Below are 15628 nucleotides of genomic sequence, written 5' to 3'. Positions count from 1 at the left end.
TGATTTTCTTGCACTTTCAGCTCTCACTACGATTCCCAACGTATGATCCGAGTTTAAAATTTACCAAAATTATAGGATAAAAGCAGGTATTGGCCTAGTCCGTTGACAATTTTGTGTAGAGTTTTCTGAGCTTGTTGCCGACCAGGGACTTGGGCTGGTGCCGCAGGATATGGTCCTGCATGGCCTTGCCCATTTCCACAAGTACCTTTTCATCCTGTTTTTTAAAGGCCATGGCCTTTTTTATGGCCGACCTGAGCGCCTGTCGGTGCCCCGCAGCATCTTGGTAACGGTAGGCAAAGAAATTTCCACGTGCTTCCTGCATATCAACCAATGTGCCAATTTCCGGACAGATCACGGTTTTTTGGTAGCTGAAGGCCAATATGACGGTACCGGAATTCAGGCTGCTGTTCAGGTCATAGGGCAATACCACCAGATCGGTGTTCCCAAGCAGCTCAGGAAGCTGGCTGTCAGGGATGAATTCCAGTTGCAGGTTGATATTGGGACGGTTGCGGGCCAATTGGATAAGGGCATGTGCATAGGCGGGATCCTTTGGCTTGCCGGCAATGGTCAGGGAGACCCTTTCCATATCGCCGACCGTTTCCATCAGCAGCTCTATGTTTTTATACGGTTTGACCGCGCCCACAAACAGCAATTTTAGTGGTTCTTCCTTAGAGGGGGCAGTGGCCTTGGCAGGGCCATAACTGTCCACAAAGTCCGGATGTGGGATGTAATGGATCTTTTGGGCAAGGGAAGGTGACCTTTCCAGTAGCAATTGTCTGGAAAGGGTACAGTGGATGATAATAGCATCCGACCAGGCGAGCAGTAGGTTGGTCAACAAACCGCTCATTTTACCGGTTTTCTTTTCGTGGGTCATCCTGTTGTGCATGGTCCATACCAGTTTTTTTCCGCTCAGATGGAGGACTGTCAGCACAAATGTTTTCCGGAAAAAACTCTTGAAGCCCTTGAATAACGAGCCGTCGTCGATATTTTCAAACCAATTGAGGTGGACCAGGCGGATGCTACGAAAGTGCTTCCAGCTGGAAAACAGACCGTCCAGTTCATGGATACGGTATCCCTCCCGCTGGAGGGGATCCACCATGATCTGGATATACTTGTTTTCGGCGTTTATGGGTGGATTAAAGATGATATCCATGTTCAAAACCTTGTTAGCTGATTTTTTGCCCTGGCTTTTTCTTTCGGTTTCCCTTAAGGTGATCTTCGTGCTGTTCACGCCTTTCTCATTTTTCGGCTTTTCACAGCGGCCAGTAAGACATCCTTGGTCGAAAGCTGGAACTTTCTTCGGTGGCGAAGCCATTTGGAGACGTTGGGAATGGCTTCGGAGGCCATGATCTTGGTGATCGTAAAGACCCTCCGTTCATGCATGTAGCGGTCCTGATTTTCGACCAAGTGTCGGTAAATGACCGTTTCGGTTTCCCCCATGGGGTTTTCCTGCAGGAATTTCTTCAGCCAGGCAGCATAGCCCATGTCCGCATCCAACTTTTCCAGCCCGTTTGTGGAGGTGGAGGAAATGGACATGGAATGGCTCCTGTAGCGGAAAACGGCCTCTGGACTGTGGGCGATCCCCTTTTGGCCAGTGGCCATAAAGGCGGTGATGTCATCGGATCCCCAGGCCAGTGGCAGCTGGTAAAATCCGCCTTGGTCGCGGAGTGGCCCACTGCGGTACATATAATCAGAGATATAATTGGACCGGTATTGGTTCAGGCGGTGCCAGATGCTGTCATAGACATCCTCGAGCTCGGGGCAGGCGGGCGTGAGCAGCCATGGTGTTCCCCTATCGTCAATGATCTTGCTTCGGCAATGGTAAACATCCAGGGAGGGATGGGCAGCGATAAGCCTGCTGAATGCTTCCAGGTAATCGGGCTCAAGGAGGTCATCGTCTCCCATGATCACAATAAACTCCCCGCTGGCAAGGGAGAGGCATTTGTTCCAGTTCTGGACCAAATGAAGTGCCCCGACATTTTTGTCGTTTTTATGGTACTGTATCCTTTTGTCATCAAATTGGGAAACCACCTCTTCAACAGGCTGTGGGGAGCAGTCGTTAAGGATGATCAGCTCAAAGTCGCCAATGGTCTGTGCAAGGATGCTGTCAATGCATTCCTTGAGGTGCTTGCTCTTGTAGGCAGGGATACATATGGAGAAGGTGATGCGGCTATTTCTCTGCATGGGATCTTGAGCGGTTTAGAAGGTTGCTTTTTAGGTAATCGATATCGGAACGCTTGATGACAAAGGCCCAGTGAAAGCCTGCAAAAACGATGAAAAACACCGTGGATTCCACGGCCATTTCCATATATGGCCGGGCAATGTCGGCAAGGGTTCCGGCGAAACCTGCCAGGAACATTGCAATAACTGCGCCCAAAAGCGAAGGGGAGAAGGCTTTGAAAAAGATGCGGGTACTGCTGAGGTGCAACACCTTGGGGATATAATAGAAATAGAAGAAGCCCATTTGGATCAGCATATATACCAAGTAGCCAATGACAGCAGCCCCCACGCCCATCTCCTTGGCAAAGACCACGGTGATCGGCAGCGAGATGAGGCAGCCGATGGCAGCGGAAAATACCAGCACTTTGGTCTTTCCCGAACTCAGCACCAAACTGGCCACGGGGGTGTTGTGCATCGACAGCAGTACGGTAAGTAGCCAGATGATCAGCCATTTGCTGAGGTCAAGGTAGCTTTCGCCCATGTAGAGCACCAGCAGGTTGTCGGCATTCAGGATAAGGCCAAAGACTACCAGTGTCAGGAAGATGGAAATGTACCGTGTGGCTTCAAAAACCATCTTGGCCATCTTCCCATGATCGTTTTCTGCATGGGCCTTGGAGGCCGAAGGGAGTAGCACCTGGAGAAAGATACTGCCAAAGGACATGATCAGATTGGCAATGGTCTGGATCACGCGGTAGTCCGTGAGCACATCGATTCCGCTGGCAAATTTGGCCAGTAAAATAGGCCTCAGTTCCTTGGCGGAAAACTGGAACAGCCCCATGGCAAAGATTGCGACGCTGTAGCCGAGGATCTGCCTGAAGGCCTTTCCGTCCCATTTGGGAAGCAGGAGCGTGCCCAAGGGAACAGGGTACAGCCTGAGCCGGTGGACATTAAAGGGAATGACCACCAAAAGAGAGAGGGTGTAAAAGAGAAAATAGACCGTCAATGGCCACTTGAAATGGATGGCCGCCAGGGCGAAGAGGAAGTTGAGGACGCTGCTGATGACCGTGATGCGGTTGACGTAGCCGAGTTCGTCCTTGGCACTAAGGAGCTGGATTACCACGTTGGACAGCCAGTTGAACACCGTACTGGCGGCAAGGATGTACATCATTACCCTGTAGGTGGGAGCTTGCTCCGGACTGATATTGAAGAATTCGGGGCCGAAGTCGGCCATCACCACAAATATCAAGGCATTGGCCAGGCCGATAAGACCGTAAAATACCATGCTGGACCGTGAGGCATTGGCGATCTTGCCGTATTCGGCCCTGGACTCCCACATGGCAAAATACCGGACAGAACCGATGTTCATGCCCAAGTCCATCAGGCGGAGATAGGCATTCAGGGAAAAGGCCAGAGCAATAAGCCCATAGTCGGACTTTCCGTAGTAGCCCACCAGTAGTGGAATGGTCACAAACTTTGCCACCGCATCGAGCACCTTGGCAGCGATGCCCCAGACTGAGCCGGAGAAGATTTTCTTTACTGGAGATTGTCCCGCCATAGATGGATCAAGGTATCAGGTGTATGTTAGCCCAAGTTAAGGATATTGGAGGTTTTATGGAGACCTTGGAACAGACCAATTGACCAGGTCAGGAAAAAAACCGCAGGAATGGATGTAGCAATCATAGTGCTAGATTAGTCCGCAGAGCGAATTGTCACCAAAATGGCTTTTTCGTCCCTGCCGTCCTTCCCGGCATTCGTGGGGACAGGCTGCTGCGATTGCCCATAAACAATTTGGGTTGATTTTCATGGAATTTATAAAAAAGGTAGGTTTTTTGTTAGCATCCTCATCATGGAAAATATTTTGATCATCGGTGCATTTGACCGGTACAATTATGGGGACCTGCTTTTTCCCTTGATTATCGAAAAGCAGTTGGAGACATTGGGGAAGGGGTACCGGTTCCGCTTTTTTGGATTGGTAGAAAGTGATCTTTCACGCGTGGGCGGGAAGCCCACCGAAGGACTGGAGGCCTTTTACCAAGCATGCAATGCCACTGAAGAAAACAACCACGTCATCGTAGCGGGAGGGGAGGCATTGGGCGTGACCTGGCACTCGCTGTTTGCCGCGCTGAACCCCACTTACCAAAAGGTGCACCGCTACCGCTATCGCCTTTCCAAGTATATTGACCTGAACGCCATGGCCCGCAGGTTTCTGAAAGGCAAGACGACCTTGCCACTGGTGTTTACCAAGGACGATTTCGGAAAGGTGAGCTCGGTAATCCTTAACTCCCTGGGAGGATCGGGGATCAATAAAAGCGTATTTGGGAAATATCCTTTTATGAAGGTCAAGCTTGATGGGGTGGAATACCTAGCGGTAAGGGATCGGCAAACCGTCGAAAACCTACAGGCCAATCAAGTGGCCGCGCAACTTTTTCCGGATTCGGCCATATTGATGTCGGAATTTTATCCCATTGTCGATCTAAGGGACCGGGTGACCCCATCCGTGAGGGAGTACGTGCAGGCCAATCGTGGAAAGTACCTGTTTTTCCAGATCAACAGAAAAAATAGCCTGGGCGAAGAAGCAATGATAGCGGGGCAACTGGAGCAGGTCTATCGACAATCGGCCACAGAGCTGTGCCTTTGCCCCATCGGCAAAGCCTTGGACCATGATGACCATCTCGCCCTGGCCGAAGTACGCTGGCAGCTGGACAGTCCCCATACTTATTTTGATGCGGACAATATCTGGGACATCATGTACCTGATCGCAAATGCCAAATGCTATGCGGGAACCAGTCTCCATGGGGCCATTACCGCGATGAGCTATGCCGTACCCCACGTAGGGCTTAAGGTAGAGAAACTCAATGCCTATTTGGCCACTTGGGGGCTGCCCAAGAATAATTTTGCAGTGGGCTTTGACAAGCTCTTTGAACAGTTTAAGGTAGCCGTTTCCATTGACCAAGCGGCTTACACCGAAAAACAGCAAATCCAGGTGGGCCAAGCGAAGAAGGCCTTTGATGTCATTGCGCGTGTAATTGCAAAAGGGAAGGAATTGCACAAAGACCAATAGTCCGACTTCCCCTGAAAGACATGGGGGACGATGGGAACGGGTTTACGGTAAGCTGTTTGCACGGATGGACCACCTGTGGGATATTGTGAATTTATCTACATAGTGGTACAATAATTCTACAATTTGGCCAATAAATTTATTTTTTGCCCCCAGGCTTTTTTGGTGAGAGGCGAAATACACTGCTTTAATTTATGTGATTGGCTATATTTGTTATTTTTTAGTGTTTTTTTAAGTGTGTGGAACGGGTATTGGATTAATTAAGGTCTTTCCATTGGTGCCTTAAACCCAGAAATGATGAAAATACCATTAACTAGATTGTACGGATGGGTATTGACCTTGAGCTTGGCGGGAATGCCCTGCCTTTTTGCCTTTGCCAGTATCGCGACCTTTTCAGCAAAACATGGGGGCCATCGTGGCGTATCCTATCTGCAGGATACCGTACCGGTCCCTCCCTTGGTACAGGATACGGTGCCGGACCAAAGGGATACGGTGCCAGCATCTGCCAAAACCGTCAAGGGCAAGGTGACCGATCAAGATGGGGCATCCCTTCCCGGGGCCACCGTACAGGTCAAGGGTACCTCGAATGGAACGATCACCGATGATAGCGGCCATTACAGTATCAGCCTTCCTGCTGAAAACGAAAGCCCCGTGCTGGTGTTTTCTTTTGTCGGATTCGAGGGTAAGGAGATCACTGTGGGCAACCAGAGTCAGATAGACGTTTCACTCGCAAGTGAAGAGGAAGAACTGGAAGAAGTGGTGGTCATCGGGTATGGTTCTGCCAGAAAGGCTGACCTTACCGGGGCCATTTCCCAGGTCAGTGCCGAAGAGGTCAATGCCTTTCCCACCACCAGTGTGGTCCAGGCCATGGCCGGTCGGGCTCCTGGTGTGCAGGTCGTGCAGAATAACGGATCTCCCGGCGGCGGTGTCAACATCCGTATCAGGGGAAGCAACTCCATCCAAGGTGACAACAGTCCACTCTATGTGATCGATGGGTTTCCCTATTCGGGCAACCCGACCAACCTCAACAATTCGGACATTGCCAGCATCGAAGTGCTCAAGGATGCCTCCGCCACGGCAATATACGGATCCAGGGGTGCAAATGGTGTAGTTCTGATCACGACGAAAGGAGGCGTTCAGTCCCCTACCCAAGTGGAGTTTGACAGCTATTACAGTGTGCAACGGTTGCGCAAAAAGCTGGACCTGATGAACGGGCGGCAATATGGTCAGCTGATGAACATCCAAGCTGAAAATGATGGCCTGGCCCCCTATTTCAGCGAAAGTGAACTGTCGGCCATGGGAAATGGAACGGACTGGCAGGACCAGGTCTTTGACAAGGCCCCCATCAAGTCCAGCTCCATAAGGGTTTCCGGTGGAAATGAAAGTACCCGGTTTTCAGTTGGAGGGAGTATCTTTGACCAGGAGGGCATCATCAAGGGAAGCGATTATAATCGCTACGCCCTGCAATCCTCCATCCACCATTCGCTGAGCGATAAGCTGACCATTGACTTTTCGACCAACCTGACCAAATTGACCACGGCCAGAAGGGACAGTGATGGCGGGGCCAGGGGAAACTCCATGATAGGGGCGGCGCTGGTGGCCTCTCCATTGTCCACACCGTATGGGCAGGATGGCTCACTGACCGTATTGTCGCAAGATTTTCCATTTGTCTCTCCGGATATCATCAATCCACTTAACTATATCAACGAGGAATTTAATACGGTCAATGCCAATATTGTCCTGGCCAATGCCTCGGTGAGCTACAGCCCGGTTCCGAAACTGACCATCAAGGTGCTTGGAGGAATAGAGAACAGGGATGACCGGACGGATGTTTACCGGACCACCGATTTTATCAATAGCGACGGTAATGCCAGCGTCAACACCCGGCAGTACATCAGCCGGCTCAATGAAAATACCATTTCCTATACGGACACACTGGACGAAAGGCATAAGTTTGACGTCTTGGCCGGATTTACCTATCAGGACTTCCAGACACGCTACCTGGCTGGAAGTGCTGCCGGATTTTTGAGCGATCTGTTCGAGACCGATAACCTGGGCGCGGCCAATACCCCAGGGGTGCCCACATCAGGATATGCCAAGTCGGTATTGCTTTCCTATATCGGTCGGCTAAACTATAATTATGCGGATAAATACCTCTTTACGGCCACTTGGAGGGCGGATGGCTCCTCGCGCTATAGTGAAGGCAATAAATGGGGACATTTTCCATCCGCAGCACTGGCTTGGCGGGTGTCCCAGGAAGGGTTTATGAAGGACCAGAAAGCAATTTCCGCATTAAAGCTCCGTACCAGCTGGGGGCTGACCGGAAGCCAGGCCATTGACCCTTACAGTACATTGAACAGGCTGTTTCCGGGATATACGGTGTTTGGGGATGAGCTGTACAGTACCTTTGCCCCGCAGGCGGTCCTTCCAGGTGACCTGAAGTGGGAAACTACCGAGCAGTTTGACGTGGGAATGGACGTGGGACTGATCGGGGGAAGGATCATGCTGGGAGCCGATTTTTATATCAAAAATACCCGCGACCTGCTCAGCACCGTTAGACTGCCGAGTTCATATGGCTATACCACCACGGTGGCCAATGTAGGGGAGGTCCAGAACAAAGGACTGGAACTCAGCATGGATGCCATTGTGCTGAACAGGGCATTTCGCTGGAACCTCAGTGGAAACATTTCCTTTAACCGCAACAAGGTCATCAGCCTGAATGATGGTGAGCCCATCCTGACCAATTACATCAATGTGGTCACCGTGGCGGACAACTTTTCCATTATGGAGGAAGGGAGGCCCCTGGGACAGTTTTGGGGCTACCAAGAGGACGGTTTTACCGAACAGGGCGATATCCGGTACAGGGACCTGAACGGGGACGGGGAAATCACCGAAGCGGACAAGACGGCGATCGGTGACCCCAATCCGGATTTTTATTACGGGATCAACTCCACTATGAATTTCAAGAATTTCCAACTGGATATTTTCCTGCAGGGATCAAAGGGCAACGATATCTTCAACGTCAGTTCGATATCAAGTACCATGGACTATGGACAGGGCTTGAATATGCCCGAAGCGGTGCTCCTCGACCATTGGTCGGCGGATAATCCTGATGCGGCCTATCCCAGGATCAGCCGTAACAATGACCTGAAGGTCTCTGACCGGTACGTGGAGGATGGCTCCTATATGCGCCTCAAAAACGTCCAACTGGCCTACGATTTCTCCTTTCCACAGTCCAAGTGGATCGGGAACCTGAAGCTATATGTGAGTGGGCAGAACCTGTTGACATTTACCGACTATTCCTGGTGGGATCCAGAGGTCAACAGCAACGGTGGCGATACCAGCCTGGGCATTGACCATTACAGTTATCCTATACCAAAATCATATACCGTGGGTCTGAGGGCCACTTTCTAACCATCCAAACGCACAATAGACATGAATACATATCACATAAAATCCAAAGACAAGGCACTTCCCGTCATAAACCTGCTCCTGATGGCGGTGGTACTGGTGATGCTGGCAGGATGTAGCGATCTCCTGGAAGAGGAACCCAAGACGGTCGTAGCAGAAAATTTTTACCAGACCGCAGCAGATATCGAGGCCGCTACCAACGCCATTTATACGCCCTTGCGGAATGTAAGACCGGAGCAAGTGGCCGTACTGAGTGCCCATACCGATTGGGGATACGGAAGGGGAAGTAGGGCGCAATACAATGACTTCAATGGTTTGAACGCTACCAATATGAATGCGGCGGCAAGCCGGTGGACGATGTTTTACGAAGGGATCAGAAATGCCAATTTGGTGATCTTTTATGCCCCGCAGAGCGAACAAGTGGACCAGGAAATCCGCAGCCGTTATTTGGCCGAAGCCAGGTTTTTAAGGGCACTGACCTATTTTGACCTGGTCAGGAATTGGGGCGGTGTGCCGCTGAGGACAGCTGAAAACATCGAGCAAAAAGATGTGCCGAAGGCCAGTGTAGAAGAGGTCTATGATTTTATCTTGGCGGATCTACTGGTTGCAGAGGATGGCCTTCCTGCCGATCCTGTCCAGCCCGGAAGGCCTACCAGTTGGTCGGCCAAGACACTGTTGGCAGATGTCTATCTCCAGCTGGAGCAGTATGATTCGGCCCGCACCAAAGCCCTGGAAGTGATGGAATCCGGGCGGTTTGGTCTGGTGCCGGTACAAGGTGTAGAGGACATTCAGTGGGATGTTTTCGGCCCGGACCTGGTGAACAGTACAGAAGAGGTGTTTTACCTGAAATATACCAGACAGACCGCCCAGGGAAACGGACTCCCCTGGATATTGAACCACCCCAGTACCGGGCTTTATAATTTTGGGGGAGCCTATGCGCATTACGGCGATTCGGCCAATCCTTTCTATGCGCAATGGAATGATGCAGACCTCAGGAAGCAGCTATGGACACCAGTGGATTTTGGCCTGGGGGCCACCACCTTGGTCAACGGGAAATACGTGGAACCGGAAGCCCCGGACAATACGGGTGCGGGCAACGACCTGCCGATCTACCGTTATGCCGAGGTGCTGTTGATCTTTGCCGAAGCAGATGCAAGGGCCTCGGGCACGGTGAGCAGCGGGGCATTGGATGCGCTGAACCAAGTGCACAGAAGGGGGTATGGGCTGGATCCTTCTGCCGCCAATGAAGTGGATTTTGGCCTTGCTGAAATGTCACCCGAGGCATTTTTGGATACGGTGCTGCAGGAGCGTGCCTATGAATTCCAGTTTGAAGGAAAACGATGGCTGGACCTGAAGCGACTGGGCAGGGCCGAAGAATTTGTGTCCGAGAACAAGGGTATCGACATTGCAGAGAAACATTATTTATGGCCCATCCCAGTGGACGAACTGAACTATAACCAGGCCATGGATGCTTCCAGTGACCAGAACCCAGGGTATTGAACAGCGCCCTGAAAGTCAATTGATAAAAAAAAGCCCCAGTTTTGGGGCTTTTTTATGCGTGTATAGTGAACCTGTTAAGGGTTTTTAATAAATTGATAACAACTAAAGAAAATAACTTCGGACAGTTATTCTTTAATTTTGATGTATCCGATACACGGCTTAATACTTATCTGATGAATTACCTCGATGAAAAACAACAATGACCAGACCAGCATATTTCGAAAAGGCACCAAGCCTACGTTGGAGGAGGTCTTTTATGGTTTTCATAAAAAGCTGGTCTATTTTTGTTTCCAATATGTGCAAGAAAAAGATCTTGCCGAGGACATCGTGCAGGAAGTATTCATCCAATTTGCGCAAAAGGAGGAGCTTCTGGAGCATGAAATACCGTACATCCAAAACTACCTTTTTAAAGCTGTCAAGAACAGGAGTATCAATGCCCTTCGTGATCAAAAACACAATTTGGGAATAGATGATGGAATGGCGGAGATATCGAACCAAAACCAGTCCATCGTCCAGCGGATGATCCACTCAGAGGTGTTGAATGAGCTTTATGCTGCCATGGAGGCACTTCCTGAGGGGTGCAGGAGAATTTCTACCTTAGGTTTTTTGGAAGGGAAGTCCAACCAGGAAATCGCCGACCAACTCGGGGTATCGATCAATACCGTAAAAACCCAAAAGCAACGGGGACTTAAACTCTTGCGGTTACGCCTAAATCCGGAAGTCTTATACGTTCTTGTTTTGTTAATTAATTGTTAATCGGTGTTACCTCAATATTAATTAATATTTTTTTATAAAAAATCCATATTTTCTTTCACCCGTTTCTTCTATTTCTGTGTAATAAGGACAAATACACTGAAATGAACGAGCAAGATTATATTCATATATATACTCAGCTTATCCTAAAGAGCCTTAAGGGAACACTGGAGGAAGTCGAGCGCGACCGTTTGGAGGATTGGCTTTCCCAGAGCCAAGAGAGCAGGGATTTTTATGAGCGTATCAGCCAAGAGCATTTACTGGAAGAAGAGATGGCTTTCTTCTCTTCCATAGATTCCAAAGGGGCCTTTGGCAAGCTGAAGCAGCACCTTCCATCCAGCGGCAAGAGGGAAAGTCAAGAGAAAAAATGGTGGGTCCGCTATGCAGCAGCGGCAGCGATTCTGGCAGTGGTGATAACGGGCTGGGGGATATACGGTGGATGGTTGCCCATTACGCCGCCTTCCGATCAAGGAACGGTGGCTACCGTAGATGTGGGGCCGGGAACGGACAAAGCCATTTTGATCCTCCCGGATGGGGAAGAGATCCTTCTGGAAGGAGCTGCAGAAGGGACGTTGAAAGAGGATGTTGGTATTACCGTCGCCAAACGGCTTGATCAGGTGATATTCAATGTGGAAAAAGATTTTACCACACCTGAAAGCAAAGTAAACAGGGTTTTTGTACCAAAGGGAGGGAAATACCAGGTGGTGTTGGCAGACGGGACAAAGGTCTGGCTTAACAGTGCGTCATCCTTGGCGTTTCCGTCCAATTTTACCGGGCCGTCCCGAACAGTGATGCTTAAAGGAGAAGGTTATTTTGAAGTCGCCCACGATCCCGAAGTACCTTTTATCGTTCAGGCCAACGATACTGAAGTGAAGGTACTGGGCACGCATTTCAACATCAACACCTATGAAAACGAGCCCTTGACAAAGACCACCTTATTGGAGGGGAGCGTCGAGGTTTCCCATAAAGATAAGACCAAGGTCATCTCACCTGGAGAACAAGCACTCTCAAATGGGCAGCTTTCGGTAAGGAAGATAGACACCCGACAGGTGGTGGCCTGGAAGGAGGGCCTTTTTATGTTCAAGCGCACCAAGCTTGAGGATATTTTGAGGCAATTGGAACGATGGTATGCCATCAAGGTCTCCTTTGATGGAGATATTCCCGAAAAACATTTCAGTGGTACCATATCGATGGATACCAATCTGTCCAAGGTATTGGGCATGCTGGAAATGTCAGGAGCAATCGATTTTGAACTAAAAAACGGAACAGTCTATGTAAAAAACACCACCCACTAAAAAAAAGCCGATGGTTCTCGCAAAACCACCGGCCAGGCTGATCAATGCCTTTTAACCTCACATTAAAATTTTATCGATCAACATCTAATTTGTAAAGTTATGAAATTAACCCACTTAGGACAAGGTGGACAAGGGGTATCTTTTGCTCCACCCAATTACCTTTTGGTTATGAAATGGACACTAATCTTATGCTTATCACTCGTCTTTCAGGTAACGGCCAAGGTCCATTCCCAGGATCTGACGCTAAAAGCCCAGGGGCTTCCCCTGATAGAAGTGATGGAAATGATAGAATCGCAATCTGAATACCGGTTTGTGTTCAACGATGAAACAGTAAGCCAATCCCGTCCCGTATATGTGGACGTGAAGAGCGGATCACTTGAAACGATCCTTACGGAGATCTTCAGCCACCAACCTTTTACCTACCAGCTGGTGGAAACCTATATTGTCATCAAGCCAAAAACCACTGATGATCCAGCAGCTATAACGGTTACTGGTACGGTAATCAGCACGGACGGGGAGCCGCTGCCCGGTGCGACCGTTCGGGTGAAGGGAGGCTCTAAAGGAACAGTCACTGATTTGGATGGGAAATTCACCTTCAATGGGTTGTCCGAAAATGCCATATTGGTCATTTCCTTTATCGGATATGATCCTGTAGAAATCCCCGTAGATGGGCGCAGTAAAATAGCGGTCACCCTCCGGCCGTCAGAAAATGACTTGTCCGAAATAGTGGTCATTGGCTATGGTCAGCAGGACAGGAAGGAAGTGACCAGTGCCATTTCCAACTTCCGGCCAGATGAAAAGAACTTCAGACAGGTACTGGGGCCAGATCAGATGATGCAGGGAAGGATGCCGGGAGTCCATGTCGGTGCCGGTGCCGGTACTCCAGGAAGCAATGTCCGTGTAAGTATTCGCGGTATCGGTTCCCTGAGTGGACAGAACGAGCCCCTCTATGTAGTAGATGGCATCCCCTTGGTCAACCATAATGCAGCGCTTTTTAACCTTGGAGAAGGCATGAACCCGCTGTCCGAGCTTAATCCCAATGACATTGAATCCATCGAAGTGCTCAAGGATGCGGCGTCCGCGGCCATTTACGGTTCAAGGGCCACCAATGGTGTGGTCATCATCACCACCAAGTCCGGAAAAGTGGGACAATCAAGCCTGAATATCCAGACCAATTTTGGCGTCCAGTATCTTCCGAACCTGGACAAGTTAAAAATGGCCGATTCGGACCTGTACCTAGAGGTGCTCAATGAAGCTCGTTTTAACTATAACGAGCAAAATGGCTATTCACCTGGAGACGGGAACTTTGTGGATTATATGGAAGATCCTTATCCCGGGCTGCCGGATACCGATTGGTTGGATTTGGTGCTGAGGGATGCCTTGGTTTCCAATGTCAACGTCTCTTTTTCCAGTGGGAGTGAGAAAACGAAACTTTATATTTCTGGTGGTTACCTAAACCAGGAAGGAGTACTCAAGACCAATGATTATAAAAAGTACAATGCCAAGGTCAATGTGACCCACCAAGCGGTAAATTGGCTGGAAATCGGTACCAATACCAACCTGAGCTTTTCCAGAAACCACCGGGTACCAAACGGTACCTATGGTTCATCGGTGTTTTTGCGCAGCATGGGGCAGCGGCCGTTTGACAGGCCATACAAGCCCAATGGTGATTATTATGTAGGAGGTACAGATGAATTGGTGTACCATAACAACCTGCAGATCATCAACGAGCAAAATACAAAATTGGACAATTATAGAATGCTGGGAAATGCCTATGCCGACATCAAGTTCAGTCCTTCTTTCCATCTGAAAAATACCTTTGGCCTGGATGCCATCTATACGGAGGATTATCTTTATTACACCGATGAGCATCCCTATGGGGCAGGACAGGGACGTCTGTTGGACGAGCGTAGGATGATGACCAATGGACTGGTTGAAAACACCTTGTATTTTGACCATACATTTGGAAAGCTTACGGTGAATGCACTTGTGGGGCATTCCTACCAAAAAGTGACCACCAGTACCAACTACATTGATGGAAGGGGATTTCCTTCACCTTCTTTCGATGTCCTTTCAGTGGCCAGTGAGATTGCCAACGCCTCCTCTGGTTTTGGGGAAAATGCACTTGAATCCTATTACAGCCGTGCCAACCTGAGCTGGGAGGACAAATACCTGCTTTCACTTTCCATCCGAGCGGATGGGTCTTCCAAGTTCTCGCCCGAAAAACGCTATGGTTCTTTTCCGTCCATTTCCGCCGGATGGAACGTGTCGGACGAGGACTTTTGGAAATTTTCCCAAACGGACCTAAAGCTGCGCGCAAGCTATGGTGCTACGGGTAATCAAGATGGTATAGGGAGCTATGCCTACCAGGCCCTGATGAGTGGAGGTGCCAATTATGGCGGAAACAGTGGCCTGTCCATTTCCACTTTTGGAAACCCCAACCTTACCTGGGAGACGGCCAACCAATTTGATGTGGGAATAGATCTGGGCCTGTGGAGCGGAAAGGCCAATATTTCGGCTGACTACTTTATCAAAAATACCGAAAACCTGCTGTACAATATGCCCATCCATGCGACCAGTGGATTTAGCAGTGTGACGAGTAATATCGGTTCCATGAGGAATACAGGGTTGGAATTTTTGTTTGATTACAATCAGCAATTTGGTGAATTGCAATGGCAGTCCAGCTTTAATATTTCCTTTGTCCAAAATGAACTCACTTCGCTGCTGGGAGATGATCCCCTGCTGATCGGCGCCAACAGGACCCTACAGGTGGGGGAAGAAGTGGGCAGTTTTTATATGTACAAAATGCTGGGGATCTTCCAAACGGACGAGGAAGTGCCGGAACAATTGTACGACCAGGGAGTCCGTGCAGGAGACGTCCATTATGAAGATGTCAATGGTGATGGCATCATCAATGTGGACGACCGCCAGATCATCGGTACTTCCAACCCCGACTTTTACGGTGGCTGGTCCAATACCTTCCAGTACAAGAACTTTGACCTCAGTGCATTCCTGACATTTTCCCAAGGGTCCGAGATCTATGCCACCTGGAGGATTACGACGGATCGATTGGGGAATGGAAGACAAGGATTTAGGGAGGAGCCTGCCCTGGAGCGATGGACGGGACCAGGTACCAGCAATGAAGTCCCCAGGGCCATTCACGGCACTGGATATAACACGTATAACTCTTCCCGGTTTCTCGAAGACGCATCTTTCTTGCGGTTGAGGACCTTGAGTTTGGGTTATTCTTTGCCCCAGTCCATTTTGGATAAGCTTCAGATGAGCAAGCTACGTGTTTTTGTCCAAGGTGAAAACCTGTACCTGTTCAGTAACTATTCAGGATTGGATCCTGAGGTATCCAAAAATTACGATGCCCGCTTTATGGCAGATGACAACATGAACCTGCCCCAGCCCAGAACAATCCGATTGGGGATCAATGCGGCTTTCTAGA

9 protein-coding genes are annotated in these 15628 nt (G+C 49.6%); 6 read left to right on the top strand and 3 right to left on the bottom strand.

Annotated elements, in window-relative coordinates; translation table 11 throughout:
- Positions 1-94: 94 nt before the first annotated feature.
- From FDP09_RS21265 to FDP09_RS21255, 3 genes are read right to left on the bottom strand one after another with little or no spacing between them, the layout of a single operon-like run.
- Positions 95-1231, bottom strand: a complete 1137-nt coding sequence (locus FDP09_RS21265; protein ID WP_229683316.1) for a glycosyltransferase family 4 protein — start codon at positions 1229-1231, stop codon at positions 95-97.
- Positions 1228-2184 carry a glycosyltransferase family 2 protein gene (locus FDP09_RS21260; RefSeq protein WP_137404517.1) on the bottom strand — a complete coding sequence of 319 codons (957 nt, stop codon included), beginning with the start codon at positions 2182-2184 and terminating at the stop codon, positions 1228-1230. The genes FDP09_RS21265 and FDP09_RS21260 overlap by 4 nt, the downstream gene beginning before the upstream one ends.
- On the bottom strand, positions 2171-3715 hold the full coding sequence (locus tag FDP09_RS21255) for a lipopolysaccharide biosynthesis protein (RefSeq protein ID WP_137404516.1): 1545 nt from the start codon (positions 3713-3715) through the stop codon (positions 2171-2173). Before FDP09_RS21255 ends, FDP09_RS21260 begins: the two co-directional genes overlap by 14 nt.
- A 291-nt stretch (positions 3716-4006) precedes the next feature.
- Between FDP09_RS21255 and FDP09_RS21250 the strand changes: the two genes are divergently transcribed.
- The 6 genes from FDP09_RS21250 (at position 4007) to FDP09_RS21225 (ending at position 15627) form a co-directional block, all read left to right on the top strand.
- Positions 4007-5221 (top strand): polysaccharide pyruvyl transferase family protein, encoded by a 1215-nt coding sequence (locus FDP09_RS21250; protein WP_137404515.1) that lies wholly within the window; start codon positions 4007-4009, stop codon positions 5219-5221.
- 294 nt (positions 5222-5515) lie between these two features.
- Positions 5516-8632 (top strand): SusC/RagA family TonB-linked outer membrane protein, encoded by a 3117-nt coding sequence (locus tag FDP09_RS21245; RefSeq protein WP_137404514.1) that lies wholly within the window; start codon positions 5516-5518, stop codon positions 8630-8632.
- 21 nt (positions 8633-8653) lie between these two features.
- Positions 8654-10129 (top strand): RagB/SusD family nutrient uptake outer membrane protein, encoded by a 1476-nt coding sequence (locus FDP09_RS21240; RefSeq protein ID WP_137404513.1) that lies wholly within the window; start codon positions 8654-8656, stop codon positions 10127-10129.
- Positions 10130-10315: 186 nt separating this feature from the next.
- Positions 10316-10885, top strand: a complete 570-nt coding sequence (locus FDP09_RS21235; protein WP_137404512.1) for an RNA polymerase sigma factor — start codon at positions 10316-10318, stop codon at positions 10883-10885.
- Between the two features lie 101 nt (positions 10886-10986).
- Complete coding sequence (locus tag FDP09_RS21230) at positions 10987-12177, top strand: FecR family protein (protein ID WP_137404511.1); 1191 nt, start codon at positions 10987-10989, stop codon at positions 12175-12177.
- Positions 12178-12345: 168 nt separating this feature from the next.
- The gene (locus FDP09_RS21225) at positions 12346-15627 is read left to right on the top strand and encodes a TonB-dependent receptor (protein WP_229683317.1); all 3282 of its coding nucleotides are present in this window, start codon (positions 12346-12348) and stop codon (positions 15625-15627) included.
- Position 15628: the final 1 nt, after the last annotated feature.

Source organism: Echinicola rosea (genome assembly GCF_005281475.1).
GTDB classification, from domain to species: Bacteria; Bacteroidota; Bacteroidia; order Cytophagales; family Cyclobacteriaceae; genus Echinicola; species Echinicola rosea.
Note: the sequence above shows the minus strand (reverse complement) of the source record. Positions and strands in the feature narration are given on the sequence as shown.

Excerpts from the sequence above, each read along its gene's own strand:
- FDP09_RS21225 (WP_229683317.1), top strand. The coding sequence starts at position 12,346 with ATGAAATGGACACTAATCTTATGCTTATCACTCGTCTTTCAGGTAACG.
- FDP09_RS21250 (WP_137404515.1), top strand. The coding sequence starts at position 4,007 with ATGGAAAATATTTTGATCATCGGTGCATTTGACCGGTACAATTATGGG.
- FDP09_RS21245 (WP_137404514.1), top strand. The coding sequence starts at position 5,516 with ATGAAAATACCATTAACTAGATTGTACGGATGGGTATTGACCTTGAGC.
- FDP09_RS21240 (WP_137404513.1), top strand. The coding sequence starts at position 8,654 with ATGAATACATATCACATAAAATCCAAAGACAAGGCACTTCCCGTCATA.
- FDP09_RS21235 (WP_137404512.1), top strand. The coding sequence starts at position 10,316 with ATGAAAAACAACAATGACCAGACCAGCATATTTCGAAAAGGCACCAAG.
- FDP09_RS21260 (WP_137404517.1), bottom strand. The coding sequence starts at position 2,184 with ATGCAGAGAAATAGCCGCATCACCTTCTCCATATGTATCCCTGCCTAC.
- FDP09_RS21255 (WP_137404516.1), bottom strand. The coding sequence starts at position 3,715 with ATGGCGGGACAATCTCCAGTAAAGAAAATCTTCTCCGGCTCAGTCTGG.
- FDP09_RS21230 (WP_137404511.1), top strand. The coding sequence starts at position 10,987 with ATGAACGAGCAAGATTATATTCATATATATACTCAGCTTATCCTAAAG.